A 25,463-nucleotide genomic window follows, 5' to 3' on the forward strand; every position below is an offset into this window, starting at 1 on the left:
CGCGTGAGACCGGTCGCCCAGCCCCGCCACTCCGTCCGAGGCATAGCGACGCAGCCACAGGTCCACCGTCGGCCGCGACACCCCGGCCAGCACAGCGACCTCCTTCTTCCGCCTGCCCTCCACACACCACAACACGATCCGAGCCCTGGTCGCGATCGTGCCGGACACGTCCGACCTGTTCACCAGTGCCCGCAACTCGCCCAGCTGATCCACCGTCAACTCCACCGGCACAGCCAACACCAAGATCCATCAGACCTGCGTAAAACAACCAGAATCACGGAACACTAGGCGCTGTCCGGCAAGTCCGGCACACGCTATCCGCGCCCGCGCGGCCCCTGGCCGCACGGGCGGAAAACCCAAGTACAACCCGGTACGTGCGGCTTCCCGCCCGCACACCCAGAGACCACGCGGATCACGAATCCCGCGCACCAGACTTACCGGACAACGCCTAGGCGTGGTCTTCCTCGCCCAACCGGTGCACGCGGATCAGGTTGGTGGAACCGACCGTCCCCGGCGGGGAGCCCGCGACGATGACCACCAGGTCGCCCGGCCGGTAGCGGCCGATGGACAGCATGGACAGGTCGACCTGGCGGACCATGCGGTCGGTCGAGTCCACCTCCGGCACCAGGAACGTCTCCGTGCCCCAGGTCAGCGCCAGCTGGCTGCGCACCGCCGGGTCGGGGGTGAACGCCAGCAGCGGCAGTCGGGTGTGCAGGCGGGCCAGGCGCTTGACCGTGTCGCCGGACTGGGTGAAGGCGACCAGGGCCTTGGCGTTGAGCCGCTCGCCGATGTCGCGGGCCGCGTAGGAGATCACGCCGCGCTTGGTGCGCGGGACGTGGGTCAGCGGCGGCACGGCCGGGCGCTCGGCCTCCACCGCCTCCACGATGCGGCTCATGGTCTTGACCGTGTCGATCGGATAGCGGCCGACGCTGGTCTCGCCGGAGAGCATCAGCGCGTCGGCTCCGTCGAGGACCGCGTTGGCCACGTCCGAGGCCTCGGCCCGGGTCGGGCGCGAGTTGCTGATCATCGAGTCGAGCATCTGGGTAGCGACGATGACCGGCTTGGCGTTCTCCCTGGCGATCTGGATGGCCCGCTTCTGCACCAGCGGCACCTGCTCCAGCGGCAGCTCGACGCCCAGATCGCCGCGGGCCACCATGACCCCGTCGAAGGCCAGCACGATGGCCTCCAGGTTGTCCACCGCCTCCGGCTTCTCCAGCTTGGCGATGACCGGCAGCCTGCCCCGGCCGACCCGGTCCATCACCTGGTGCACCAGGTCGATGTCGGCGGGCGAGCGCACGAAGCTCAGCGCGATGAAGTCCACGCCCAGGTACAGGGCGAACTCCAGGTCCTCGATGTCCTTCTCGGACAGCGCGGGCACGGACACGTCCATGCCGGGCAGCGAGAGGCCCTTGTTGTTGCTGACCGGGCCGCCCTCGGTGACCTCGCAGACCACGTCCTGGCCCTCGACCGCGCGCACCACCAGGCCGACCTTGCCGTCGTCGACCAGCAGCCGGTCGCCCGGCCTGGCGTCGTCGGCCAGGCCCTTGTAGGTGGTGGAGACCCGGTCGTGGGTGCCTGCGACGTCCTCGACGGTGATCCGCACGACGTCGCCGGTGCGCCACTCGACCGGGCCGTTGGCGAACGTGCCCAGGCGGATCTTGGGGCCCTGCAGGTCGGCCAGGATGCCGACGGCGCGGCCGGACTCGTCGCCTGCGGCCCGCACCAGGTCGTACACCTGCTTGTGGTCGCCGTGGCTGCCGTGGCTGAAGTTCATCCGGGCCACGTCCATGCCCGCGGCCACCAGCTCGCGCACCCGCTCGGGGGTGGCGGTCGCGGGGCCCATAGTGCACACGATCTTCGCTCGTCGGCTCACACCTGAACAGCTTAGACCCGGTCGCTTGACCGATCCCGATGAAACGGCCGGAAAGATATGTTTCGATTCAGAGTGTTCGACCGGCGGTCATGTAACCGCTACCGTGCGCGTTCGGTCATGCCCACACGGTCACGGGCCCATTCGTTGAAGACCCGCACCTGCCGCCACGCGTCGCGCACGCGGGTCAGGCACCCTCGTTCGTGGAGCGTGTCGTCCGGCTCCCAGACCCGTACCGCGTAGACGGACCGGTACTGGAGCAGCTCGATGCGTGGATGGTCCTTGGCGTAGCCGCGCGGGGCGGTGCGCAGCCGGTCGCCGCGGACGGTCCAGCCCTGGCGTTCGAGCTTCGACAGGATCCGCCGGAACGGCTCGCCGTGGATCTCCTCGGCGACGGCGGTGCGGAACCGGGCGAGCTGGTCGGACTCCAGGTGGAAACAGCCGCCGCCGACGCGCAGGCCGTCCGGGCCGACCTCGACGTAGTACGCGCCCGCGCCGCGCCCGGCCTCGAACACCGCGCCGCAGTGGTCCTTGTAGGGGCGTTTGTCCTTGGCGAAGCGGACATCCCGGTACGGGCGGAACACCTTGCCCGCGCCGAACTCGCCGAACTCCGGCTCCAGCTCGGCCAGCATGGCCTTCATCGGGGCGACCACGTCGGTGTCGTAGGTGGCCTTGTTGGCGTCCCAGTAGCTCTTGGAGTTGTCGGCGACGAGACCGTCGTAGAAGTCGACGGCGTACTCGCCGAAGCCATGGAAGCCGGTCACACCCGCTCCCCCGCGGTCAGGTCGTGGCAGCGCCGGAGCCGGGCGGCCAGGTCGTCGTCGACCTTGAGCTCGACCTCGTCGATGCGGCTGATCGGGCGCACGGGGGCGAGCGCGTTGACCGCGAACGCGGCGCGGAAACCGGCGAGCTCGGTGGCGGCGACGGGGCGTACCTCGGTGCGGGCGTCGGTGCGCAGCAGGCCGCTCTGGATGAGCCCCATGGTGATGCCGGGCAGGGCGGGCGCGCTCGGCCAGACCACGGTGTCGTCGGCGGCCACGAAACAGACGTTCCAGGTGGAGCCCTCGCTGACCTGACCGTCGGGTCCGACGAACAGCACGTCGTCGAAACCGGCGCGGCGGGCGAGGCGGCGCTGGTAGAAGAGGCCGAACGTGCCGATGTGCTTCACCTGCGGGAGATCACGCTGGTAGCCTGCGGTGCGCACGCGCAGCGGCTCGGCCGCGTCGGGCGCGGGCGCGGTGGTGACGAGGACGTCGAGATCCACGTCGGCCTCGGGGTTGCGCGGGTCGAAACCGGGGGCGTGCACGGTGACGCGCGCCGAGACGATCCCGCCGTTCGCGACGGCGCGCAGGGCCGGGCGGACACGGTCCTCGGGTAAGCCGCGACCGAAGACCACCCAGGCGTCGCGGTCCAGCCGCTCCAGGTGCCGCGCCAGCCCGCGCACGCGGCCGGACTCGACGAGCATGGTGGTGAAGTGCCCGTAGTCGAGCAGGGCAGGCGGGAGAGGATCAGTCGTCGCGCTCATCGCCCGGCAGTCTCGCACGGGGGGCTCGGCGGTGGATGCGGGGTGTCGGGGTGTTTTCCTCGTCGGCGGCGCGCGCGGTCACCGACTGTCCCTTGGCGACAGCCGGAGGTCGTGCACGGGGTCGCGGTCTAGCGGACGGCCAGGGGTAGGGCGTTGGGGCGCACGGGAGCGGGGAGGTCGGAGGCGCCGGTCAGATAGGCGTCCACGGCGTGGGCGGCGGAACGGCCCTCGGCGATGGCCCAGACGACCAGGGACGCACCGCGGTGGGCGTCGCCGCAGACGAAGACGCCGGGGGTGGGGGTCTGCCAGTCGGAGCCGCAGGACAGGGTGCCCCGGGGGGTGAGTGCGAGGCCCAGGTCGGTCAGCAGCGGGAGGTGCTCGACGCCTTCGAAGCCGATCGCGAGCAGGACCAGGTCGGCGGGGAGTTCGTGGACCTCGTCGTCGACGGGGACGACCTGGCGGGCGCCGGTGGCCGGATCCCTGCGGACGACCACCTCGCGCAGGCGGACGGCGCGCACGGTGCCGTCCTCGGCGCCGACGAACTCGTCGACCGCGACGGCGAAGCGGCGTTCGCCCGCCTCCTCGTGGGCGGGGTAGGTGCGCAGGATCCAGGGCCAGACCGGCCACGGCGAACGTTCGTCGTCGCGCTGAACCGGCGGGCTGGGGTACTGATCGAGCTGCAGGACACTGGCGGCGCCCTGCCGGACGGCGGTGCCGTAACAGTCCGCGCCGGTGTCGCCGCCGCCGATGACCACGACGTGCTTGCCGCGCGCGTCGATCGGGGTGGGGCCGTCGCCCTCGCACTGGCGGTTGGCCGGGACCAGGTGGTCCATGGCGAGGTGCACACCGCGCAGCGAGCGTCCGGGCACGTCCGGCGCGTCCCGGCCGCGGAGCGCCCCGACGGCCAGGATGACCGCGTCGTACTCGGCGCGCAGCTGCTCGACCGGGAGAGCGCCGGGGCCGGTGCCGCCGACCTCGCAACCGGTCACGAACCGGGTGCCCTCGGCGCGCAGCTGGGCGAGGCGCCGGTCGAGGATCTTTTTCTCCAGCTTGAACTCGGGGATGCCGTACCGCAGCAGCCCGCCCAGCCGGTCATCGCGCTCGAACACGGTGACCTCGTGCCCGGCCCGGGTCAACTGCTGCGCGGCGGCGAGCCCGGCAGGCCCGGAACCCACGACCGCGACCGTCCGCCCGGTCGACACGGCGGCGGTCGCGGCGCGCACGTGGTCCCGTTCCCAGGAGACGTCCGCGATCGTGCTTTCCACGCGTTTGATGGCGACCGCGCCACCCGACTCCGGGGAGATCGCCAGCACACAGGCCGCCTCGCAGGGCGCGGGACAGAGCCTGCCGGTGAACTCGGGAAAGTTGTTGGTGGCGTGCAGGCGCTCGCTCGCCATGGCCCAGTCGCCGGTGCGGACGAGATCGTTCCACTCGGGAATGAGGTTGCCGAGCGGGCAACCGGCGCTGCCGGAGTGGCAGAACGGGATCCCGCAGTCCATGCAACGGCTCGCCTGGGTACGGACCTGCTGGTCGCGGTCGGCGGGTTCGAGGTCGCGGTAGACCTCACGCCAGTCCCCGACCCGCTCCGCCACCGGCCGCTTGGCGGCGTCGTGGCGGGCGTGGGACAGGAAGCCGATGGGATCAGCCACGGGATGCCTCCATGATGGCGGTGTCCACGTCGCGGCCTTCGGCTCGGGCCAGGCGCATGGCCTTGAGGACGCGTTGGTAGTCGCGGGGCATGACCTTGGTGAAGCCCGCCGCGCGGCGGGTCCAGTCGCCGAGGAGGGAGGCGGCGACGGCGGAGGTGGTGCGGGCGTGGTGGTGGGTGACGATCTCGCGGAGCCAGCGGAGGTCGTCGGGGTCGGGGCGTTGCAGGTCGACCATGTCGGGGTTGGCGTCGGCCGGGTCGAGGTCGAGGACGTAGGCGATGCCGCCGGACATGCCCGCCGCGAGGTTGCGGCCGGTGGGGCCGAGGACCACGGCGCGGCCGCCGGTCATGTACTCGAAGGCGTGGTCACCGACGCCTTCCGCGACGATCACCGCGCCGGAGTTGCGGACGCCGAACCGTTCGCCGACGCGGCCGCGCAGGAACACCTCGCCCGCGGTGGCGCCGTAGGCGATGACGTTGCCGCCGATGACCTGTTCCTCGGCGGCGAACCCGGCGTCCGGGTGCGGGCGGACCACGATGCGGCCGCCGGACAGGCCCTTGCCCACGTAGTCGTTGGCGTCGCCCACCAGGCACAGCGTGATGCCGCGCGGCAGGAACGCGCCGAGGGACTGGCCCGCGGAGCCGGTCAGGGTGACGTGGATGGTGTCCTCGGGCAGCCCGTCCCCGCCGTAGCGGCGGGTCACCTCGGCGCCCAGCAGGGTGCCGACCGTCCGGTTGACGTTGCGTACCGGCAGTTCCAGCCGGACCGGGTGCGCGTCCTCCAACGCCGCCTCGGCCAGCTGCACCAGAGTCCGGTCGAGTGCGTGCGCGAGCCCGTGGTCCTGCGCGCGGACCCGCCGCCGGGCAGTGCCATAGCGTGTCTCGGGTACCGCGAACACGGGAGAGAGATCCAGCCCGGCGGCCTTCCAATGCGCGACAGCGTCATCGGTGCCGAGGAGTTCCGCGTGCCCGATGGCGTCGTCGAGCGTGCGGAAGCCCAGAGCGGCCAGGTGTTCGCGCACTTCCTCAGCCACGAAACGGAAGTAGTTGACGATGTGCTCCGCCTGTCCCGTGTAACGCTTGCGCAACACCGGATTCTGCGTCGCCACCCCCACCGGACACGTGTCCAGATGGCACACCCGCATCATCACGCACCCCGCCACCACCAACGGCGCCGTGGCGAACCCGTACTCCTCCGCCCCCAGCAACGCCGCGATGATGACGTCCCGACCGGTCTTCATGGCCCCGTCGACCTGCACGGTGATCCGGTCGCGCAACCCGTTGAGCATCAACGTCTGCTGCGTCTCCGCCAGCCCGATCTCCCACGGCGTCCCCGCGTGCTTCAACGAGTTCAGCGGCGAGGCGCCGGTGCCGCCGTCGTGCCCGGAGATCAGCACCACGTCCGCGTGCGCCTTGGACACGCCTGCCGCGACCGTGCCCACACCCATCTCGGACACCAGCTTCACGTGGATGCGCGCGTTCTCGTTGGCGTTCTTCAGATCGTGGATGAGCTGCGCCAGGTCCTCGATCGAGTAGATGTCGTGGTGCGGCGGCGGCGAGATCAACCCCACGCCCGCCGTCGAGTGCCGGGTCCGCGCGATCCACGGGTAGACCTTGTTCGGCGGCAGCTGCCCGCCCTCGCCGGGCTTCGCGCCCTGCGCCATCTTGATCTGGATGTCGTCCGCGTTCACCAGGTACTCGCTGGTCACACCGAACCGACCACTCGCGACCTGCTTGATCGCCGAGCGCCGCGCCGGGTCGTAGAGGCGCTCCGGGTCCTCGCCGCCCTCGCCGGTGTTGGACCGGCCGCCGATCATGTTCATGGCGATGGCGAGCGTCTCGTGCGCCTCGGCGGAGATCGAGCCATAGGACATGGCGCCGGTGTTGAACCTGGTCAGGATCGACTCGACCGGTTCCACCTCGTCGAGCGGGATGGGACTGTCGCTCGGCCGCAACGAGAACAGGCCGCGCAGCGCGCCGCCCTCCCGGTTGAGGCGCTCGACCTCGGCCGTGTACTCGCGGTAGACCTCGTCGCGGCCGGTGCGGGTCGCGTGTTGCAGCAGGAACACCGTCTCCGGCGTGAACAGGTGCAGCTCGCCCTCGCGCCTATAGGCGTACTCTCCGCCCACGTCGAGACGGCGGTGCACACGGTCGGTCGGGTTGTCCGGGTGCGCGCGCCGGTGCCGGGCCTGGGCCTCGCGGGCGAGCACGTCGAGGCCGACGCCGCCCAGCTTGGACGTGGTCCCGGCGAAGTACTCGGCCAGCACGTCGTGTGCCAGCCCGAACGACTCGAAGACCTGCGCGGCCGTGTACGCGCCGACGGTCGAGATGCCCATCTTGGACATGATCTTCAGGACGCCCTTGACCAGCGCCTTCACGTAGTTGCGCACCGCCGCCGCAGGCTCGACGCCGGTGATGGCGCCGTGCGCGATCAGGTCCTCGATGGTCTCGAAGGCCAGGTACGGGTTGACCGCCGCCGCGCCGTACCCGAGCAGCAGCGCGATGTGGTGGACCTCGCGCGCGTCGCCGCTCTCCACGACCAGCGCGACCCGCAGCCGCTCCTTCGTCCGCACCAGGTGGTGGTGCACGGCGGAGACCAGCAACAGCGACGGGATCGGTGCCATCCGGTGGTCGGAGTCGCGGTCGGACAACACGAGCGTGCGCGCGCCCGCCGCGATGGCCGCCGACGCCTCCCGCCGGACCCGCTCCACCGCCGCCGCCAGCGCCGTGCCGCCACCGTCCACTTCATACAGTCCGGACAGCACGACGCAGGCGAAGCCGGGCAGGTCCCCGTCGTCGTTGACGTGGATCAGCTTGGCCAGCTCGTCGTTGTCGATCACCGGCAGCGGCAGCTGGATGTGCCTGCACGAGGCCGGGCCGGGCTCCAGCAGGTTCTGCTCCGGGCCCATGATCCGCTGCACCGAGGTGACGATCTCCTCCCGGATCGCGTCCAGCGGCGGGTTGGTGACCTGGGCGAAGTTCTGCTTGAAGTAGTCGTAGAGCAGCCGCGGCCGCTGCGAGAGCGCGGCGGGCGGGGTGTCGGTGCCCATCGAGCCGATCGGCTCAGCGCCGGTTACCGCCATCGGCGCCAGCATGATCTTCAGCTCCTCCTCGGTGTAGCCGAAGGTGAGCTGGCGGCGGTGCACCGACTCGTGCGTCTGCACCACGTGCTCGCGGTCGGGCAGGTCGGCGATCTGCAGCAGGCCCGCGTGCAGCCACTCCTCGTACGGGTGCCGGGCCGCGAGCGCGTCCTTGACCTCGCCGTCGTCCACGATCCGGCCCGCCGCGGTGTCCACCAGGAACATCCGCCCGGGACTCAGCCGCCCCTTGGCCACCACCTCGTCCGGCGGCACGTCCAGCACACCGGCCTCGCTGGCCAGCACCACCCGGTCGTCGGCCAGGTGCCACCAGCGGGCCGGGCGCAGGCCGTTGCGGTCCAGGACGGCGCCGACCAGGGTGCCGTCGGTGAAGGTGACGCAGGCCGGGCCGTCCCACGGCTCCATCAGGCTGGCGTGGAACTGGTAGAACGCGCGCCGGGCCGGGTCCATGGCGGTGTGGTTCTCCCACGCCTCCGGGATCATCATCAGCACCGCGTGCGGCAGCGGCCGACCGCCCAGGTGCAGCAGCTCCAGCACCTCGTCGAAGGAGGCGGAGTCGGATCCGTCCGGGTGGACCACCGGGAACAGCCGGGTCAGGTCGCCGGGCAGCAGCTCCGAGGACAGCAGCGCCTCGCGGGCGCGCATCCGGTTGCGGTTGCCGCGCACCGTGTTGATCTCGCCGTTGTGCGCGACGAACCGGAACGGGTGCGCCAGCGGCCAGGACGGGAACGTGTTGGTGGAGAAGCGCGAGTGGACCAGGCCGATCGCGCTGCGCAGGCGCTCGTCGCGCAGGTCCGGGAAGAACGCGGGCAGCTGCGCGGTCGTCAGCATTCCCTTGTAGACCAGCGTGCGCGCGGACAGCGACGGGAAGTACGTGCCGCAGCCCTCGGCCGCGCTCTCGTGCTCGACGCGCTTGCGCAGGCAGTAGACCAGCCGGTCCAGCTCGATCCCGGTCGGACACTCGCCGTCCGCGTCCGGGTGCCCGGCCAGGAACGGCATGGCGAAGTACGGCATGACCTCGCGCGCGGTCGGGCCGATGTCGGCGCCGTCCGCGTCCACCGGCACCCGGCGCCAGCCGAGCAGCCGCAGGTTCTCCTGGTGCGCGATCCGCTCGATCAGCGCGACCGCGCGGGTGCGGTCGCGCTCGTCGGCGGGCAGGAAGGCCAGGCCGGTGGCGTAGCCGTGGGCGCCGTGCCGGTCCGGGTCGGGCAGGGTGAAGCCGACCTCGGCGCGCAGCAGGTCGTCGGGCAGCTGCAGCAGGATGCCCGCGCCGTCGCCGCTGGTCGGCTCGGCCCCGGCGGCGCCGCGGTGCTCCAGGTTGGCCAGCGCGGTCAGCGCGTCCACCACGATCCCGTGCGACCGGCGGCCGCGCACGTCGGCGACCATGGCGACACCGCAGGAGTCGCGTTCGTCGGCCGGGTCGTAGAGGCCGTGCGGGCGCGGAAAGGCCGAGAACAGCATGGGAGGGCCTCCAGTCTGCGATCGCGCTCAGTCGGTCCGCCGACACCGGCGGGGTCTGGGCGCGGGACGGCAGCGGCCCGCGTGGTGATCCGAGCTTAACAGTCCGGAAACGCGCGAAACACCGCAGACGCCCCCGGATACACCCCAATAGGGAGCGCGCCCCCGCGGTCGCGAAAGATCATTATCCGGGTCCCGGCCGGGCGGCGGGGTGTCGGGTACCCGCCGGTAGGTCGGGCGGCGGTGCCACACTGGTGGATCATGGGGTGGGATTGGCTGCGGAGACGGACGACGCTCGCCGTACTGGGCGGCGTCGTGGTCGTGGGCGTCGTCGGCGGTGTCGTGTTGTGGCCGGACAAGCCGGAACCGACGACGGAGAGGCGCACGAAGCTCGTGATCGGCGCGCACGGCGGCACGAGCTTCCGGCTCGCGGTGCCCGCCGGGAGCGGGGAACCGAGGATCGTGAGTGTGGTGGTCGGCGATCCCCGGAACCGGGCAGGGGTACCGGGGCCGCCGGATCTTCCGGTGCCGCCCGACCTCCGGCTGCGGCTCACGCCGCACGTGGAGGCCATCCGGGCGGCGCTGCGGGTCGGCGAGTCCGTGGATGAGGTGCGCGCGGCACTGGTCGGGCTCGGGTACGGCGCGGCCAAGGTGACGGTGGACGACGCGGACCGCACCGTGTTCGGCGTGGCGACGGAAGGCGGGTGTGTGAGCGGGACCGTGGACGGGACGCAGGTACGGGTGTGGTCGGCGAACCCGGCGGCGACGTGCGTGCCGACGTCGTGAGCGAGGTGCGGACGTTCTACGACGCCCTGGCCGAGGACTACGACGGCATGTTCCGTGAGGAGCCGTCGAGCCCGTTGGCGCGGGCGATGCTGGGCGCGTTCGCGGAGGTCGTCGACGGACCGGTCACCGAGGTGGGCTGCGGCCCCGGACGGGTGACGGCATACCTCTCCCGGTCGGGGGTATCGATAGCCGGGATCGATCTCTCTCCGGAGATGGTGCGGATCGCTCGGCGGGAACACCCGTCGGTGCCGTTCGAGGTCGGGTCGATGTGGGACCTGCCCGGGGACGCCGGGCTGGGCGGGCTGGTGGCCTGGTACTCGATCATCCACACGCCGGACGACGAGCTGGGAGCGCTGTTCACCCGGTTCGCGCGCGCGGTGCGGCCGGGCGGGTGGCTGCTGGTCGGGTTCCAGGTCGGGGACGAGCCGCTGCTGCTGGAGCGGCCGCTGGGGCACGACGTGTCATTGGAGTTCCGCCGGCTGCGCCCGGAACGGGTGGTGGAGCTGATGGTGGCGGCCGGGTTCGAGCTGAGCGGGCAGCTGGTGCGGGCGCCGGAGGGGCGCGAGGTCGTGCCGCAGGCGCTCCTGTTGGCCCGCCGAGTGAGCTGACCGGCCGGGGTCGGCACGCCGGGCGCCGACCCGGGCGGCGTCAGTCGTCCTTGCGGGCGGTAGCGGGCTCGGCGTCCTTCTCGTCCGCCTGCTCCGCGTCCTTGCCGTCCGACTCGTCCTTCGCGTCCACCCTGTCGTCCTTGGTGTCGTCGTCTCGGGTGTCGTCGTCCCGGGTGTCGTCGGCGTCCTCGGGCTCGCCGTCCTTCGCCTCGGCGTTGTCGGCCGTGGGCTCCTGGTCGGCGGTGAGGTAGGCGAGGTCCTCGCGGGGGCCGCGCTTGGCGGCGAGCACGAAGTACACGATGGCACCGGCGAAGACGATGATCGACGTCCACACGTTGATGCGCAGGCCGAGCACCATGGTGGCGTCGTCGGTGCGCATCATCTCGATCAGGCCGCGGCCCAGGGTGTAGCCGGCGACGTAGACGGCGAACGCGCGGCCGTGGCCCAGGCGCAGCTTGCGGTCGAGGAAGACCACCAGCGCGGCGATGATCAGGTTCCAGACCAGCTCGTAGAGGAACGTGGGGTGCACCGGGCTGTTGTTGATCAGCGTGTGGTCGATGGCGACGCCGTTGAGCGGGTCGTCCTGGCCGAACTCGTTGACCCGGCGGTAGATCTCCAGTCCCCAGGGCAGGTCGGTGTGCCCGCCGTAGAGCTCCTGGTTGAAGTAGTTGCCGATCCGCCCGATCGCCTGCGCGGTGACGATGCCCGGCGCGATCGCGTCGGCGAACGCGGGCAGCGGCACCCCCTTGCGGCGGCACCCGATCCACGCGCCGACCGCGCCGAGCGCGATGGCACCCCAGATGCCCAGCCCGCCGTCCCAGATGCGCAGCGCGTTCAGCGGGTTCTTGCCCTCACCGAAGTACCGGTAGTAGTCGGTGGCCACGTGGTAGAGCCGCCCACCGACCAACCCGAACGGCACCGCGAACACGGCGACGTCCACCACCGTGCCCGGCAGCCCGCCCCGCGCGACGAACCGCCGCTCCCCCCACCAGATCGCCACGATGATCCCGGCGATGATGCACAGCGCGTAGGCCCGCAGCGGCAGGGTGAAGATCCCCAGGTCCAGTTCCCACACCCCGCGGTCGGGACTGGGAATGCTCGCCAGGATCAGGTTCGCGGCGCTCGTCACGACGGCTACCGTAACGGGACCGGGTGGCCTGCCCGTGAAGTGGTGCCGCAGTCACCCCAACTCGATATCAACTGGGAATGGCTCCGAGAACCGCAGCCGCCCATCGACACTCGCCGCGACCGGCTCATATGCCCCCGCTCGCAGTCCGAAGAGTGTCGCCTGTACCGGCCCGCCTGCCGGATCCACCAAGAGGTAGTACGGGATCCCCGCCTCGGCGAACAACACACGCTTGAGCGCCTTGTCGTACACGCGCGACGACGGCGAGATGATCTCGACCACGATCAGCATGTCAGCAGCGTCGAAGAAGACCGCGTCCGAATCAGGGACGGTTGTGACCGCCACATCGGGGATCAAGACGCGGTCTGGACCGAGCACGACGTTGATCCCCGGCATGACCTCTGTATCGATCGGAGCCGCGCGATCGAGGCCTCCCGTCAGGCGCCGCAGAACACGCTGGTGCGGCCCACCGGGCGCCGGGCTCACGACCAACGCCCCGTCGATGAGTTCCACCCGCTGGCCGTTGTCGTCTGGCAGGGCGGAGAACTCCTCCAGCGTCCACGGCCGCGGGTGCCACGGGAGTGCTCCGGGTTGAGTCGCGGGCATGGCCATGCTGGGATCACCTCCGGTGTCGGCAGGCATGCCTCAGTCTGGCACGCCCACAGGGGTTTCTCGATGCGCACGAGATCAGGATCCCGAGTTGCACCGACAGAAACCGCCTGTCAAACCAGGTAACCCCGGAGGTTCACCCGATGGTGGAAGGTGCTTTCCGGACACCCGCGGCCAGTTCCACGGCGAGGTCGCGGACTCCGGTGACGCCTTCCGCCGCGCGGGTGACGAAGGCCGACCCCACGATCACCGCGTCGGCGAAGGCGGCGACCTCGGCCGCCTGCGCGCCCGAGCGCACGCCCAGGCCCACGCCGATCGGCAGGGAGGTGTGCGCGCGGGTGCGGGACACCAGGCCCTCCGCCAGGCTGCCCACCTGGTCGCGGGCGCCGGTGACGCCCATGACGGCGGTGGCGTAGACGAAGCCGGAGGAGGCGGCGACGGTCAGCGCGATGCGTTCCTCCGACGACGACGGTGCGACCAGGAAGATGCGGTCCAGTCCGTGCGCGGTGGAGGCCTCCACCCAGTCGGCGGCCTCGTCCGGGATCAGGTCCGGGGTGATGATGCCCAGGCCGCCCGCCGCCGAGAGGTCGCGGGCGAAGGCGTCGACGCCGTAGCGGTGGACCGGGTTCCAGTAGGTCATCACGACCGCCTGGCCGCCCGCCGCCGCCACCGCCTCGACGGTGGTGAACAGGTCGCGCAGGCGGAAGCCCGCGCGCAGGGCGGTCTCGGCGGCGGCCTGGATGACCGGGCCGTCCATCACCGGGTCGGAGTACGGGACGCCGACCTCGACCAGGTCGCAGCCCGCGTCGATCATGCCGCGCAGCAGCTCCACCGACTCCGGCACGGTGGGGAACCCGGCGGGCAGGTAGCCGATGAGCGCTCCCCGGCCTTCCGCGCGGGTGCGCTCGAACAGCGGGTCAAGCCTGCCCATCAGGACTCCTCCGTGCCTCGCGGGCCATCCGCGCCGCCGTCCTCGTAGAAGCCGAAGTACTTCGCGGCCGTGTCCATGTCCTTGTCGCCGCGCCCGGAGAGGTTGACCAGAATGTGGCCCTCCGGCCCCAGTTCCTGGCCCAGCTTGAGCGCTCCCGCGAGCGCGTGCGCGGACTCGATGGCCGGGATGATGCCCTCGGTCCGCGACAGCAGCCGGAACGCGTGCATGGCCTCGTCGTCGGTCACCGAGCGGTACTCCGCGCGGGCGGTGTCCTTCAGCCAGGCGTGTTCCGGGCCGACGCCCGGGTAGTCCAGGCCCGCCGAGATCGAGTACGCCTCGATGGTCTGCCCGTCCTCGTCCTGCAGCAGGTAGGACAGCGCGCCGTGCAGCATGCCGGGGGTGCCCTCGCTGAGCGTGGCGCCGTGTTCGCCGGTCTCGATGCCCTTGCCGCCGGGTTCGATGCCGACCAGGCGCACCTCCGGGTCGTCGATGAACCCGTGGAAGATGCCGATGGCGTTGGACCCGCCGCCGACGCACGCGGTGACCACGTCGGGCAGGCGGCCGGTCAGCTCCAGGAACTGGGCGCGCGCCTCGGCGCCGATGACCTTGTGGAAGTTGCGCACCATGACCGGGAACGGGTGTCCGCCCGCGGCCGTGCCGAGCAGGTAGTGCGTGGTGTCCACATTGGTCACCCAGTCGCGCAGCGCCTCGTTGATGGCGTCCTTGAGCGTGCGTGAGCCGGACTTCACCGGGATGACCTCGGCGCCGAGCAGCTTCATCCTGGCCACGTTGAGCGCCTGCCGCTCGGTGTCGACCTCGCCCATGTAGACCACGCACTCCAGGCCCATGAGCGCACACGCGGTGGCGGTGGCGACGCCGTGCTGGCCCGCGCCGGTCTCCGCGATGACCCGCTTCTTGCCCATGCGCTTGGTGAGCAACGCCTGGCCCAGCACGTTGTTGATCTTGTGCGAGCCGGTGTGGTTGAGGTCCTCGCGCTTGAGGAACACCCGCGCGCCGCCCGCGTGCTCGGCGAACCGGGGCGCCTCGGTGAGCAGCGACGGCCGACCGGCGTAGTCGCGCAGCAGCCGGGTGAACTCGTCGGTGAACTCGGGGTCCAGCCGGGCCTTGTCGTACTCGGCGGACAGCTCGTCCAGCGCCCCGATCAGCGCCTCCGGCATGAACCGGCCACCGTACGGGCCGAAGTGGCCGCGGTTGTCCGGGTCATGCGGGCCGGGCTTGTGCGGGTCGGTGCCGCGTTCGTCGGTCACCGGCCCGGCCTCGGGCAGGCCGGGTGCGAGCCCGCGGTGACCAGCTGCACCAGCGCCGCCTTGGGGTCGTCCGTGGCGACCAGGCCCTCGCCGACCAGCACCGCGTCGGCGCCCGCGCCCGCGTAGGTCATCAGGTCGCTGGGGCCGCGCACGCCGGACTCGGCGATCTTCACCGTCTCGAACGGCAGCCCGGGCGCCAGCCTGCCGAACACGTCCCGGTCGACCTCCAGGGTGTGCAGGTTGCGCGCGTTGATGCCGATGACCTTGGCGCCCGCCTCCAGCGCGCGGTCGGCCTCCTCGGCGGTGTGCACCTCGACCAGCGCCGTCATGCCCAGCGACTCGACCCGGTCCAGCAGCGACGCCAGCGCGTTCTGCTCCAGCGCGGCCACGATCAGCAGCACCAGGTCGGCGCCGTGCGCGCGGGCCTCGTGCACCTGGTAGGGGCCGACCACGAAGTCCTTGCGCAGCAACGGGACGTCGACCTGGACGCGGACCGCGTCCAGGTCGGCCAGCGAGCCGCCGAAGCGCCGCTGCTCGGTCAGCACGCTGATCACCCGCGCGCCCGCGGCCTCGTAGTCCTTGGCCAGCGCCGCCGGGTCGACGATCGCGGCCAGCTCGCCCTTGGACGGGCTGCGCCGCTTGACCTCGGCGATCACGCCGACGTCCGAGCCGCGCAGCGCGGTCATCGCGTCCCGCGGCGCGGGTGCCTTGGCCGCCAGCTCCTTGATCGTGTCGAAGGGGACGGCCGCCTCCCGCGCGGCGAGGTCTTCCCGGACACCGTCGATGATCGAGTCCAGAATGCTCATTCAGCACCCCGGACCGATGTCTGCCTGGTGTAGTCCCTCACAACCACTGCCCCTTCCCGCCGAATTGATGCTAACTCCGGCCCCCGGCGCCCCCCGGCACCGGGTCCCTGGCGTCAACGGTCCGCGACCGTGGGGTCCTCTCCCTCCGACAACGCCTGCCACAGGTCCTGTTCGCCGCGCGCGGTCTCCTTGGCCGCGCCCGGACTGCGGTACCGGCCGCCGAGCCGGGGCATCCGGTGCCCGCGCCACACCAGCGCGACGGCGGCCGCGAGCAGCAGCACACCGCCCAGCACGGCGAGCGCGCGCCCGCCGAAGGCGTCGGTGTCGGTGTGCCGGAACAGGCCCGTCCACACCGGGACGGCGCCCGCGGGCACCAGCACCACGCCCACCACTCTCCGCCATGTTCCGCTCACCGCGAGCACGCCCGCCACCGCGGCGAGCGCGAACACCGCCAGCGGCACCAGTTCCGGGGCGAAATCACCCCCGGGGACGTCCACGCTGGTCGTGACGCCGGTACCCGGTCTGCTCCGAACGGCCGTCCCCCAGGGCAGCCGGGCGGCGCCCCAGAGCGCCGCGGCGGCCGCCGGGAGCAGCACCGCGACCATCCACAGTGGACGGCGCGAGCCCGGTTCAGCCATGCGTGCCCGCGGCCGGTCGCAGGGTGGCGGCGATGGCCACGGCGGCCAGCACCGCGCCCGCCTTGTTCACGCACTCGGTGTCCTCGGCGGCGGGCACCGAGTCGGCCACGATCCCGGCCCCCGCCTGCACGTAGGCGACGCCGTCGCGGACCAGCGCGGTGCGGATGGCGATCGCGGTGTCGCCGTCGCCCGCGAAGTCCAGGTAGCCGACGACGCCGCCGTAGAGGCCGCGCCGGGTGGGCTCCAGCTCCTCGATCAGCTCCATGGCGCGCGGCTTGGGCGCGCCGGACAGGGTGCCCGCCGGGAAGCAGGCGGCGACCGCGTCGAAGGCCATCATGCCCTCCAGCAGCTCGCCGCTGACCGTGGACACGATGTGCATGACGTGGCTGTAGCGCTCGACCCGGAAGAAGTCGTTGACGTGCACCGAGCCGGGCTTGCAGACCCGGCCGAGGTCGTTGCGGGCCAGGTCGACCAGCATGACGTGCTCGGCGCGCTCCTTCTCGTCGGCGAGGAGGTCCTTCTCCAGGATCTCGTCCTCCTCGGGGTCGACGCCGCGCCAGCGGGTGCCCGCGATGGGGTGCGTGGTGGCCCGGCCGTCGCGCACGGTGACCAGGGCCTCCGGGCTGGCGCCGACGATGCTGAAGCCGTCCAGCCGGAGCAGGTACATGTACGGGCTCGGGTTGGTCGTCCGGAGCACCCGGTAGATGTCCAGCGGGTCGGCGTCGGTGGCCATCTCGAACCGCTGCGACACCACCACCTGGAACGCCTCGCCCGCCCGGATGGCCTCCTTGGCGGTGAGCACGGCCCGCTCGAAGTCCTCGGGCGTGCGCCTGCGGGTGTACTCCGGGCGCGGCCGGTCGAACACCGCGACCGTGGACTCGGCGGGCGCGCGCAGGTCGGCGACCATGGCGTCCAGCCGGGCCAACGCGTCGTCGTAGGCGGCGTCGACCCGTTCCGGCGAGTCGTCCCAGTTCACCGCGTTGGCGATGAGCGAGATGGTGCCCTCGTGGTGGTCGAGCGCGGCCAGGTCGGTGGCCAGCAGCATGACCAGCTCGGGGGTGTGCAGGTCGTCCTCGGTCAGCTCGGGCAGCCGTTCCAGCCTGCGCACGGCGTCGTAGCCGATGTAGCCGACCATGCCGCCGGTCAGCGGCGGCAGGCCGGGCAGCGGCTCGGTGTGCAGCAGGCGGACGGTCTCCCGCAGGGCGGCGAGCGGGTCGCCGCCGGTGGGCAGGCCGACCGGCGGGGTGCCGGTCCAGCGCGCCTCGCCGTCGACGGCGGTGAGCGCGGCGGCGCTGCGCACGCCGACGAACGACCAGCGGGACCAGGAGCGGCCGTGCTCGGCGGACTCCAGCAGGAAGGTGCCGGACCGGTGGCCCGCGAGCTTGCGGTAGACCCCGATGGGGGTCTCGGCGTCGGCCCAGACGCGGCGGACGACCGGGATGACGCGGCGGTCCGCGGCCAGCGCGTGGAACTCTTCGCGGCTGGGGGTTACCTCGCCCAGCCCTGCCGTGGCCGTGGGCCGCGGGTGGACTCCGATCGCGCTCACCATGGGGCCATTCTGCCGCCTGCCGTCGTTCACCCGGACGGCCGGTCGATTCAACAGGTGTTGAGTTCTGCTGCCGGTGGTCCATGATGGGGCGGTGACCACGGAGAACGGGGAGCGGCGGCGCGGGCGACGGCCGGGCGGTACCGACACCCGCACGGCCCTGCTGGATGCGGCCCGTGAGGTTTTCACCGAACAGGGCTACGACGGGGCGACGGTGCGCTCGATCGCCCGCCGGGCCGGGGTGGACGCGGCGATGGTGAACCACTGGTTCGGCGGGAAGGAGTCGCTGTTCACCGAGGCGGTGCTGCACCTGCCGTTCAACCCGCGCGACCGGATCGCGGCGCTGCTCGCCGACGGCGACACCACGTCGCTTGGCGAGCGGCTGGTGCGCACGTTCCTGACGATCTGGGACGCGCACGACGGCGGGATCTTCACCGCGATGATCAGGAGTGTCGCCGCGCACGAGCGGGTGGCCGCCGCGCTGCAGGAGTTCTTCCACCACAACGTGTTCGGCCAGCTGGCCGGGGTGGCCAGGGACAGCCCGGACCTGCGCGCGAACCTGGTGGCCGCGCAGATGATCGGGCTGGGGATGTTGCGGTATGTGGCCCACTTCGAGCCGTTGACCGACGCCGGGGTGGAGGTGCTGGTCAAGGCCGTCGGGCCGACGGTGCAGCGCTACCTGACCGGGGCGATCGGGTGATCGGGCTCAGAGCAGGTCTCGGTCGTCGAAGCAGGTGTGGGCGCCGGTGTGACAGGCCGGGCCGGTCTGCTCGACGGTGAGCAGGACCGTGTCGCCGTCGCAGTCCAGCCGTACCGAGTGGACCTTCTGGGTGTGGCCGGAGGTCTCGCCCTTGACCCAGAGCTCCTGACGGCTGCGCGAGAAGTAGGTGCCCTTGCGCGTGCTGAGCGTCAGGTGCAGCGCCTCGTCGTTCATCCACGCGACCATCAGCACCTCCCCCGTGCCGTGCTCCTGCACGACCGCGCAGACCAATCCGTCGGCGTTGCGCTTGAGGCGGGCGGCGATCGCGGGGTCGAGCGTCACGGGGTGCCTTTCTGGAAGAACTCACGGGCCGGTTTGGTGAGCAGCAGCACGGCGGCGTAGCAATGCGCGGCCGCCAGGATCCCGGAGGCGATCCGGTAGAGCACGGGCAGGTCGCCCAACGCGAACAGCGCGTGGGCCAGCGCGGCGAAGATGACGTACGCCAGCACGACTTTGCGCACCAGCCGCAGACCGGTGTGGACGCTGACGGCGCTGAGCAGGCCCACCAGGCCCAGGCCGATCGGGAACGTCAGCACGTCCAGGTCGTGCGGGGTCCGGGTGAGGCCGAGGCCGACGAACGCCAGCGCCGCCACCACCAGGATCACCGTGGTGACGCGGATCTCCAGCGGGCGGGCGGTCACCGGACCTCCACCCCGGCCGCGCGCAGGGTCTCCTTGACCTCGGGGATGCGCAACTGTCCGAAGTGGAACACGCTGGCCGCCAGCACCGCGTCCGCCCCCTCGGCGACCGCGGGCGGGAAGTGCGACAGGTCGCCCGCGCCGCCGCTGGCGATCAGCGGCACGTCCACCCTGGCCCGCACCATCCTGATCAGCTCAAGGTCGAAGCCTGCCTTGGTGCCGTCGGCGTCCATCGAGTTCAGCAGGATCTCGCCGACGCCCAGCTCCTGCCCCCGGGCGGCCCACTCGACCGCGTCGATGCCGGTGCCCCGGCGGCCGCCGTGCGTGGTCACCTCGAAACCGGAGGGGGTGGGCGCCGAGTCCGCGGGCACCCGGCGGGCGTCGACCGACAGCACGACGCACTGCGCGCCGTAGCGTCGGGAAGCCTCGCCGAGGAACTCCGGGCGGGCGATCGCGGCGGTGTTGATGCCGACCTTGTCCGCGCCCGCACGCAGCAGGCGGTCGATGTCCTCCACCGTGCGGACGCCGCCGCCGACGGTGAGCGGGATGAACACCTGCTCCGCGGTGCGGCGGACCACGTCGAACGTGGTCTCCCGGTCCGATGAGGACGCGGTGACGTCGAGGAACGTCAGCTCGTCCGCGCCCTCCGCGTCGTAGGCGGCGGCCAGCTCGACCGGGTCGCCCGCGTCGACCAGGTCGGTGAAGTTGACGCCCTTGACCACCCGGCCCGCGTCGACGTCGAGGCAGGGGATCACGCGGACCGCTACTGACATGCCCCCGAGCCTACGGGGCGGCGATACTGGGGCGTCGAGCACGAGGGGGGAAGCTCATGACCAGGTCCGGGCGCCGACCGGGACCGACCGCGACCCGGGCGGACATCCTGGCCGCCGCGCGCGCCCAGTTCGGCGCGCACGGCTACCGGGGCGCCACGATCCGCGGCATCGCCGCCGAGGCCGGGGTGAACCCGGCGCTGATCCACCACTTCTTCGGCAGCAAGGAACAGGTGTTCGTGGCCGCGCTCGACCTGCCGGTCCGGCCGGACGTGGTGCTGGCGACGGTCATGGACGGGCCCCGGGAGCGGACCGGGGAGCGGCTGCTGCGGCTGTTCCTCGGCCTGTGGTCGGCACCGGAGTCGTCGCGGTCGTTCCTGGCGCTGCTCCGGTCGGTGTCGAGCAACGAACAGGCGGCCGGGATGCTGCGGCAGTTCCTGGAGCGGGCGGTGGTGGCCCGGGTCGCGCAGGCGTTGGATGTGCCGCCGTTGCGGGCTACCGCGCTGGCGGCGCATCTGCTGGGGTTGGCGATGGCACGGTATGTGGTCCGGGTGGAGCCGTTGGCGTCGGCCGGTGAGGACGAGGTCGTGGCGTTGGTGGCGCCGGTACTCCAGCAGTACCTGATCGAGTCCACTGTGGATGAACAGTAGGGCTTCGGTCACCGCCCTGGCCCTCGGCCTGGAAAGCTCAAGCCAACCGGTGTACCAGGCCGTCCAGGATGTCCGACATCTCCACCAGGAGTGCCTTGCCCGCCACCCGGACCTCCTCCAGCTGAAGATCCCGGTCCACCAACGCCGCCGCGCGTCCCTCCGGCCCCTTCCACCGCCGCTGCGCGCGGCGTTCCAGGGCCGCCGCGCGACGCAGGAGAGTCAACGGGCGTTGATTCGCGCGGGCGATGTCGCGGCGTAACGGGACCAGGGCCACCAGGACATGGTGGGTGGTGGTGCCGACGCCCAGGCCGAGCATCTCCTGGGCTTCCCTGGTGGGGTCGGCGAAGTCGGGGTCGGTGCTGAACGCGTCGGCCACCAGGGTGAGGGCGGCGGTGGCGGTGCCGCCGGTGTCGAAGTCCGCGAGGACGGTCTCCCAGGCGTGGATACCGTCGCGGACGCGGGCGAGGAAGGTGTCGAGGGCGGGGTCCCCGCGCTCGACGCCGCGCACCGTGGCCAGGGTCCCGATCAGGGTGGCCAGGGTCGAGTCGGCGGTCATCGAACCTCCGGGTCGTCGAGGGGTGATCACGCTAGGACCTCCGACCGCGAAACGTGAAGAGGTTGACGAACGGATCTCATCAAGCACAGAATTAAACACATGGCTAATTCAGCGGTGGCGGCGACCGCGCTGCGGATCGCGCGCACCGGCCGTGACGTGCTGCGCGATGTCTCGTTCACGGTCCCGGCCTGCAGTGTGAACGGGTTGCTCGGACCCAGCGGCTGTGGGAAAACCACCCTTTTGCGCGCGATCATGGGTGTCCAGGCCGTCACGGCGGGTGTCGTCGAGGTGCTGGGCCACCCCGCCGGGCATCCGGGCCTGCGCCGCCGGATCGGTTACGCCACACAGACCCCGGCGGTCTACGCGGACCTCACCGTCGCGGAGTGCCTGCGGTACTTCGCCGCCGTGCTCGGCGCCCCGGCGACCGACGTCGACCGGGTGCTCGCCGACGTCGACCTGGCCGGGCAGCGGGACCGGCTGGTCGGCAGCCTGTCCGGGGGCCAGCGCGGCCGGGCGAGCCTGGCCGTCGCGCTGCTCGGCGAGCCCGAGCTGCTGGTGCTCGACGAGCCGACCGTGGGCCTGGACCCGGTGCTGCGCGAGGACCTGTGGTCGTTGTTCCACCGCCTCGCCGCGGCAGGCACCACGCTGATCGTCTCCAGCCACGTCATGGACGAGGCCGCCCGCTGCGACCGGCTGCTGATCCTGCGCGACGGCACCGTGTTCGCCGACGACACACCTGACGGCCTGCGCGCCGCGACCGGCGAGACCGACCTGGAGCGGGCGTTCCTGCAGCTGGTCCGTGAACGGGAGACAGTGTGAACCCCACCATCACCGCCGCCACCGCGCGCCGGGTGCTCACGCAGCTGCGGCACGACCCACGCACGGTCGCGATGCTGCTGCTCGTTCCCAGCCTGCTGATGTCGTTGCTGCGCTTCGTCTTCAACGACGAACGCGCCTTCAACCACCTGGCGCCCGCGCTGCTGGGCGTGTTCCCGTTCGTGGTCATGTTCCTCGTCGCCTCGGTGACCACGTTGCGCGAGCGCACCACCGCGACTCTCGAACGCCTGATGACGCTCCCGCTGGGCAGGCTCGACCTGATCCTGGGCTATGCCATCGCGTTCGGACTGGTCGCGGTCGCGCAGGTGGGCGTCGCGACCGGGGTGTGCGCGTGGCTTGGCCTGGACCTCGGCGGTTCACTGTGGACGGTCCTGCTGATCGCGGTGCTGGACGCGCTGCTCGGCATGGCGCTGGGCCTGCTGGTGAGCGCGTTCGCGACGAGCGAGTTCCAGGCCATCCAGTTCATGCCGCTGTTCGTGCTCCCCCAGTTCCTGCTGTGCGGCCTGCTCCAGCCGCGCGAGCAGATGAGCCAGGTGCTGCACTGGCTGTCCGACGTGATGCCGTTGTCCTACGCGGTGGACGCGCTCGGCCGGGCCACCGCGTCGGCCGACATGGACGCCGCGCTGCTCACCGACATCCTGGTGGTCGCGGGCTGCGTCCTGCTCGCGCTCGCCCTCGGCGCGGGCACGCTGCGGCGGCGCACGCGCTGACCGGGAACGGTATGGGCCGAACAGTGGCTTCCGGGATGCCCGTTTCGCCGCTTACGGTCGGGTGACCGGAGGAAGGCGGTCCCCCATGCGGTTTCGAGCGATCCTGTGCGCGCTGGTCCTGTGTGTCGTCACCGCGCCCGCCGCCTCCGCCACCGTGACGTTGGTCGGCGGCGACAGCGTCATCGTCGGCGGCAAACGGTGCGTGATCGGGTTCAACGCGCGCACCGGCTCCGGCGCCCGGGTCATCATCACCACCGGGGCCTGCGCGGGCACCAGCGGGCCGATCGGGATCATCCCCGCCCCGCCGGACTCGGTCTCGACCCCGTTGGTGCGCGTCGGTTCCGGCACCACGACCGTCCACGGCGCCACCGAGGCGGCGATCGGCTCGTCCGTCTGCGCCTACGGCCCCGCCTCGGGCTGGCGCTGTGGCACCGTGCAGGCGAGAAATCAAACGGTGAACTACCCGACCGGGACGATCACCGGTCTCACCCGGACGACGTTGTGCGTGGAGCCTGGCGACGCGGGCGGGCCGGTGCTGAGCGGGAACGGCCAGGCCCAAGGCATCCTGATCGGCGGTTCGGGTAACTGCCGGACCGGCGGCGTCGGCTACTTCGCCCCCGTCCGGCCCGCGTTGTCGGCCTACGGACTGATCCTGTACACCGGCTGACCGCAGCGGGTGGGTAGCATCCCGTCCCCAGTGGAACGCTCGATGTCGGGGGCAGGGATGGGTGGCTTAGGCAGGCTGACCGCCGCGGTGGCGGGCGTGCTGGTACTGGTGTCCGGATGCACGACCGTGGTGGCCCCGCCGCCGGGTTTCGCGCACGGAGTACCGGACTACCGGCCGCCGAAACCGGACGTGGCGAAGATCCTCGGCGATCTGACCACCCTGGACCCGTGCTCGCTGACCATGCCCGCCGACTTCGGCGCCGTCACCGCGAAGCCCATGTCCTTCGACGAGTGCGGTATCTCGATCCCAGGGGGTGCGACCATCTCGGTGGGCATGGTCGACAAGGTGGACACGTTCCAGGCGCGCGGCACGCCCACCGAGTTCCAGGGCATGTCCTATTCGATCTATTCCACCCCGATCATGCCCTGCGGCCGTCTCCTCTTGTTCGGTGACGACCTCGCCCTGTCGGTGCACATGCTGGCCGCGAGCGGCGAGGGCGCCGCCGCCCAGTGCGACAAGGTCGCCGAGGGGTTCGAGAAGATGCTGAAACGGCTGAAGAGCTCGCCCAAGTCGGTCAAGCACCGCACCTTCCCGCCCGCGTCCTTCGGTCGGGTGGACGCGTGTGCCGTCATGCCCGCCGCGGTCGTCTCGGCACTACCCACGGTGAGGACGTGGCCGTCCAAGCACACCTGTGCGTGGTCCGATGCGGGGACGCAGAACGAACTGCGCGTGTCCTTCGGCGTCGGCGAGCTGACCGACCTGCCGGGCAACGCGATCGAGGTGGCGGGCCGCAAGACCGAGAAGCTGGAGGAACCGATGGGCGACGACGCGGGCTGCCTGCTGCTCGGCGCGCACCAGGTCCCGCACGGCGACCACGAGATGTCCGTGCTGAACCTGGTCCGCAAGGGGGTCAAGGACGCGGCGGCGGTGTGCGACCAGGCCGTGCAGTACGCCAACCAGCTATGGCCGGTGCTGCCCACACCGTGAGCCCGCGCGGAACCCGGCCCGACGGCGCATCCTGTCCCCAGTGGACGACGGGATCGGAGGTCGGCGATGGGCTCGGGTCGGGTGGCCGCGGCGGTCTGCGCCCTCACGCTGGTATCCGGGTGCGGCACGGTCTTCACTCCCCCACCGGACTACGCCCACGGCGTCGACCGCCCGGTGGACGTGGCCGCCGCCCTCGGTGACCTGCCCACCCTGGACCCATGCTCACTGTTCGACCCGTCCGACTTCGGCGCGACGACGACAGCGCTGTACACGTTCAGCGACTGCGACGTCAGCGTCGGCGAGGTGCACGTCTCGGTCGGCTCGATCGACAAGCTCGACGTGTTCCCCGGCCAGGACGCGCCGGTCGAGTTCGAGGGCATGACCTACCTGGCGTACTCCACCCAGGACATGCCGTGCGGACGCCTGTTGCAGTTCGGCAGCCTGGCACTCGCGGTGTTCCCGTGGTTCGCCGACACCGGCACGATGACCGACGCGTGCGACCGGATCGCGGCGGGCTTCGAGAAGATGCTGAAACGGCTCAAATACACCCCGTACCGGATCAAGCACCGCACCTTCGCCCCCACCTCGCTCGGCGGCCTCGACCCGTGCCGGACGACACCGTCCGCGGGACTGCGGGTGGTGAAGTCCTGGCCCACCAGGCACACCTGCCTGTGGAACGACCCGGACGGGCAGGTGTCCGTACAGGTGTCGTTCGGCATCCACACGACCCCGCCCGAGGAAACCGGCAGCGAGCGGATCGAAGTGGCGGGCCGCCCGACCGTGCGGTACGAGATCCCGATCGACGACTCGCTCAGCTGCCGCCTGTCCGGCGACCACACGGTCCCGGGCCAACGCGAGCACGAGTCCGTCAACCTGACCGTATACCGCGAAGACCTCCAGACCTCACCGTGTGACGAGGCCAAGACCTACGCGGCCCAACTATGGCCGACTCTCCCACCCGCCAAATAACC

At 71.6% G+C, this 25,463-nt stretch carries 26 protein-coding genes; 9 read left to right on the forward strand and 17 right to left on the reverse strand.

Translation table 11 applies throughout. From position 1 onward, the window contains the following. The 6 genes from C503_RS40425 to gltB form a co-directional block, all read right to left on the reverse strand. Window positions 1-213 (reverse strand): helix-turn-helix domain-containing protein (locus C503_RS40425; RefSeq protein ID WP_211222442.1); only part of this gene is annotated, 213 nt, incomplete at its 3' end. Window positions 214-448: 235 nt separating this feature from the next. Continuing rightward, a complete protein-coding gene (gene pyk / locus C503_RS0122470; RefSeq protein WP_026316581.1) occupies window positions 449-1,873 on the reverse strand; it encodes a pyruvate kinase in 1,425 nt (474 codons plus the stop codon). Between the two features lie 98 nt (window positions 1,874-1,971). Beyond that, window positions 1,972-2,634 (reverse strand): DUF2461 domain-containing protein, encoded by a 663-nt coding sequence (locus C503_RS0122475; protein ID WP_018684477.1) that lies wholly within the window; start codon window positions 2,632-2,634, stop codon window positions 1,972-1,974. Further along, entirely contained in the window at window positions 2,631-3,395 is a 765-nt protein-coding gene (locus C503_RS0122480; protein ID WP_018684478.1) for an aminotransferase class IV, read from the reverse strand. The genes C503_RS0122475 and C503_RS0122480 overlap by 4 nt, the downstream gene beginning before the upstream one ends. Window positions 3,396-3,523: 128 nt before the next feature. Further along, on the reverse strand, window positions 3,524-5,044 hold the full coding sequence (locus C503_RS0122485) for a glutamate synthase subunit beta (protein ID WP_018684479.1): 1,521 nt from the start codon (window positions 5,042-5,044) through the stop codon (window positions 3,524-3,526). Beyond that, window positions 5,037-9,602 (reverse strand): glutamate synthase large subunit, encoded by a 4,566-nt coding sequence (gene gltB, locus C503_RS0122490; protein ID WP_018684480.1) that lies wholly within the window; start codon window positions 9,600-9,602, stop codon window positions 5,037-5,039. Before gltB ends, C503_RS0122485 begins: the two co-directional genes overlap by 8 nt. Before the next feature lie 258 nt (window positions 9,603-9,860). Between gltB and C503_RS0122495 the strand changes: the two genes are divergently transcribed. Both C503_RS0122495 and C503_RS0122500 read left to right on the forward strand, forming a co-directional pair. Then, the gene (locus C503_RS0122495; RefSeq protein ID WP_156893398.1) at window positions 9,861-10,385 is read left to right on the forward strand and encodes a hypothetical protein; all 525 of its coding nucleotides are present in this window, start codon (window positions 9,861-9,863) and stop codon (window positions 10,383-10,385) included. Continuing rightward, on the forward strand, window positions 10,343-10,993 hold the full coding sequence (locus tag C503_RS0122500; protein WP_018684482.1) for a class I SAM-dependent DNA methyltransferase: 651 nt from the start codon (window positions 10,343-10,345) through the stop codon (window positions 10,991-10,993). Before C503_RS0122495 ends, C503_RS0122500 begins: the two co-directional genes overlap by 43 nt. 40 nt (window positions 10,994-11,033) lie before the next feature. On the opposite strand, the gene lgt is transcribed toward C503_RS0122500, so the two are convergent. The 7 genes from lgt to C503_RS0122535 form a co-directional block, all read right to left on the reverse strand. Beyond that, window positions 11,034-12,122 (reverse strand): prolipoprotein diacylglyceryl transferase, encoded by a 1,089-nt coding sequence (gene lgt, locus C503_RS0122505; RefSeq protein ID WP_018684483.1) that lies wholly within the window; start codon window positions 12,120-12,122, stop codon window positions 11,034-11,036. Window positions 12,123-12,173: 51 nt separating this feature from the next. Next, complete coding sequence (locus C503_RS0122510; RefSeq protein WP_018684484.1) at window positions 12,174-12,731, reverse strand: Uma2 family endonuclease; 558 nt, start codon at window positions 12,729-12,731, stop codon at window positions 12,174-12,176. Window positions 12,732-12,864: 133 nt separating this feature from the next. Continuing rightward, window positions 12,865-13,659, reverse strand: coding sequence for a tryptophan synthase subunit alpha (gene trpA / locus C503_RS0122515; protein ID WP_018684485.1), 795 nt, complete (start codon window positions 13,657-13,659; stop codon window positions 12,865-12,867). Continuing rightward, window positions 13,659-14,945, reverse strand: a complete 1,287-nt coding sequence (gene trpB / locus C503_RS0122520; RefSeq protein WP_051114916.1) for a tryptophan synthase subunit beta — start codon at window positions 14,943-14,945, stop codon at window positions 13,659-13,661. Before trpB ends, trpA begins: the two co-directional genes overlap by 1 nt. Then, the gene (gene trpC / locus C503_RS0122525) at window positions 14,924-15,733 is read right to left on the reverse strand and encodes an indole-3-glycerol phosphate synthase TrpC (RefSeq protein ID WP_018684487.1); all 810 of its coding nucleotides are present in this window, start codon (window positions 15,731-15,733) and stop codon (window positions 14,924-14,926) included. The genes trpB and trpC overlap by 22 nt, the downstream gene beginning before the upstream one ends. Before the next feature lie 113 nt (window positions 15,734-15,846). Continuing rightward, the gene (locus tag C503_RS0122530) at window positions 15,847-16,371 is read right to left on the reverse strand and encodes a Trp biosynthesis-associated membrane protein (RefSeq protein WP_084477266.1); all 525 of its coding nucleotides are present in this window, start codon (window positions 16,369-16,371) and stop codon (window positions 15,847-15,849) included. Next, complete coding sequence (locus tag C503_RS0122535; RefSeq protein WP_018684489.1) at window positions 16,364-17,920, reverse strand: anthranilate synthase component I; 1,557 nt, start codon at window positions 17,918-17,920, stop codon at window positions 16,364-16,366. The genes C503_RS0122530 and C503_RS0122535 overlap by 8 nt, the downstream gene beginning before the upstream one ends. Before the next feature lie 91 nt (window positions 17,921-18,011). Here C503_RS0122535 and C503_RS0122540 point away from each other — a divergent pair, with 91 nt between their 5' ends. Further along, window positions 18,012-18,617, forward strand: a complete 606-nt coding sequence (locus C503_RS0122540; protein ID WP_018684490.1) for a TetR/AcrR family transcriptional regulator — start codon at window positions 18,012-18,014, stop codon at window positions 18,615-18,617. Between the two features lie 6 nt (window positions 18,618-18,623). On the opposite strand, the gene hisI is transcribed toward C503_RS0122540, so the two are convergent. From hisI to hisF, 3 genes are read right to left on the reverse strand one after another with little or no spacing between them, the layout of a single operon-like run. After that, a complete protein-coding gene (gene hisI / locus C503_RS0122545) occupies window positions 18,624-18,959 on the reverse strand; it encodes a phosphoribosyl-AMP cyclohydrolase (protein ID WP_018684491.1) in 336 nt (111 codons plus the stop codon). Further along, the gene (locus tag C503_RS0122550) at window positions 18,956-19,318 is read right to left on the reverse strand and encodes a hypothetical protein (protein WP_018684492.1); all 363 of its coding nucleotides are present in this window, start codon (window positions 19,316-19,318) and stop codon (window positions 18,956-18,958) included. Before C503_RS0122550 ends, hisI begins: the two co-directional genes overlap by 4 nt. Further along, window positions 19,315-20,088 carry an imidazole glycerol phosphate synthase subunit HisF gene (gene hisF / locus C503_RS0122555; protein ID WP_026316583.1) on the reverse strand — a complete coding sequence of 258 codons (774 nt, stop codon included), beginning with the start codon at window positions 20,086-20,088 and terminating at the stop codon, window positions 19,315-19,317. Before hisF ends, C503_RS0122550 begins: the two co-directional genes overlap by 4 nt. Window positions 20,089-20,144: 56 nt before the next feature. Here hisF and C503_RS0122560 point away from each other — a divergent pair, with 56 nt between their 5' ends. After that, window positions 20,145-20,735, forward strand: a complete 591-nt coding sequence (locus tag C503_RS0122560) for a TetR/AcrR family transcriptional regulator (protein WP_018684494.1) — start codon at window positions 20,145-20,147, stop codon at window positions 20,733-20,735. A gap of 37 nt (window positions 20,736-20,772) precedes the next feature. Here C503_RS0122560 and C503_RS0122565 read toward each other — a convergent pair whose 3' ends face one another. Then, window positions 20,773-21,291 carry a hypothetical protein gene (locus tag C503_RS0122565; RefSeq protein ID WP_018684495.1) on the reverse strand — a complete coding sequence of 173 codons (519 nt, stop codon included), beginning with the start codon at window positions 21,289-21,291 and terminating at the stop codon, window positions 20,773-20,775. Between the two features lie 99 nt (window positions 21,292-21,390). Here C503_RS0122565 and C503_RS0122570 point away from each other — a divergent pair, with 99 nt between their 5' ends. From C503_RS0122570 to C503_RS0122590, 5 genes are all read left to right on the forward strand, one after another. Further along, the gene (locus tag C503_RS0122570) at window positions 21,391-22,110 is read left to right on the forward strand and encodes an ABC transporter ATP-binding protein (protein WP_026316584.1); all 720 of its coding nucleotides are present in this window, start codon (window positions 21,391-21,393) and stop codon (window positions 22,108-22,110) included. Next, on the forward strand, window positions 22,107-22,838 hold the full coding sequence (locus C503_RS0122575) for an ABC transporter permease (RefSeq protein WP_018684497.1): 732 nt from the start codon (window positions 22,107-22,109) through the stop codon (window positions 22,836-22,838). The genes C503_RS0122570 and C503_RS0122575 overlap by 4 nt, the downstream gene beginning before the upstream one ends. Window positions 22,839-22,923: 85 nt before the next feature. Further along, window positions 22,924-23,505 carry a S1 family peptidase gene (locus tag C503_RS0122580; RefSeq protein ID WP_018684498.1) on the forward strand — a complete coding sequence of 194 codons (582 nt, stop codon included), beginning with the start codon at window positions 22,924-22,926 and terminating at the stop codon, window positions 23,503-23,505. Between the two features lie 42 nt (window positions 23,506-23,547). After that, entirely contained in the window at window positions 23,548-24,492 is a 945-nt protein-coding gene (locus tag C503_RS0122585; protein ID WP_156893399.1) for a hypothetical protein, read from the forward strand. Between the two features lie 66 nt (window positions 24,493-24,558). Continuing rightward, window positions 24,559-25,461 (forward strand): hypothetical protein, encoded by a 903-nt coding sequence (locus C503_RS0122590; protein WP_018684500.1) that lies wholly within the window; start codon window positions 24,559-24,561, stop codon window positions 25,459-25,461. Window positions 25,462-25,463 lie beyond the last annotated feature (2 nt).

The sequence above is a fragment of the Actinokineospora enzanensis DSM 44649 genome (genome assembly GCF_000374445.1).
Lineage (GTDB): Bacteria > Actinomycetota > Actinomycetes > Mycobacteriales > Pseudonocardiaceae > Actinokineospora > Actinokineospora enzanensis.

Coding starts and splice junctions, on each gene's coding strand:
- C503_RS0122480 (WP_018684478.1), bottom strand. CDS start 3,395: ATGAGCGCGACGACTGATCCTCTCCCGCCTGCCCTGCTCGACTACGGG.
- gltB (WP_018684480.1), bottom strand. CDS start 9,602: ATGCTGTTCTCGGCCTTTCCGCGCCCGCACGGCCTCTACGACCCGGCC.
- C503_RS0122495 (WP_156893398.1), top strand. CDS start 9,861: ATGGGGTGGGATTGGCTGCGGAGACGGACGACGCTCGCCGTACTGGGC.
- C503_RS0122510 (WP_018684484.1), bottom strand. CDS start 12,731: ATGGCCATGCCCGCGACTCAACCCGGAGCACTCCCGTGGCACCCGCGG.
- trpA (WP_018684485.1), bottom strand. CDS start 13,659: ATGGGCAGGCTTGACCCGCTGTTCGAGCGCACCCGCGCGGAAGGCCGG.
- trpC (WP_018684487.1), bottom strand. CDS start 15,733: ATGAGCATTCTGGACTCGATCATCGACGGTGTCCGGGAAGACCTCGCC.
- C503_RS0122530 (WP_084477266.1), bottom strand. CDS start 16,371: ATGGCTGAACCGGGCTCGCGCCGTCCACTGTGGATGGTCGCGGTGCTG.
- C503_RS0122535 (WP_018684489.1), bottom strand. CDS start 17,920: ATGGTGAGCGCGATCGGAGTCCACCCGCGGCCCACGGCCACGGCAGGG.
- hisF (WP_026316583.1), bottom strand. CDS start 20,088: ATGTCAGTAGCGGTCCGCGTGATCCCCTGCCTCGACGTCGACGCGGGC.
- C503_RS0122560 (WP_018684494.1), top strand. CDS start 20,145: ATGACCAGGTCCGGGCGCCGACCGGGACCGACCGCGACCCGGGCGGAC.
- C503_RS0122565 (WP_018684495.1), bottom strand. CDS start 21,291: ATGACCGCCGACTCGACCCTGGCCACCCTGATCGGGACCCTGGCCACG.
- C503_RS0122570 (WP_026316584.1), top strand. CDS start 21,391: ATGGCTAATTCAGCGGTGGCGGCGACCGCGCTGCGGATCGCGCGCACC.
- C503_RS0122580 (WP_018684498.1), top strand. CDS start 22,924: ATGCGGTTTCGAGCGATCCTGTGCGCGCTGGTCCTGTGTGTCGTCACC.
- C503_RS0122585 (WP_156893399.1), top strand. CDS start 23,548: ATGTCGGGGGCAGGGATGGGTGGCTTAGGCAGGCTGACCGCCGCGGTG.
- C503_RS0122590 (WP_018684500.1), top strand. CDS start 24,559: ATGGGCTCGGGTCGGGTGGCCGCGGCGGTCTGCGCCCTCACGCTGGTA.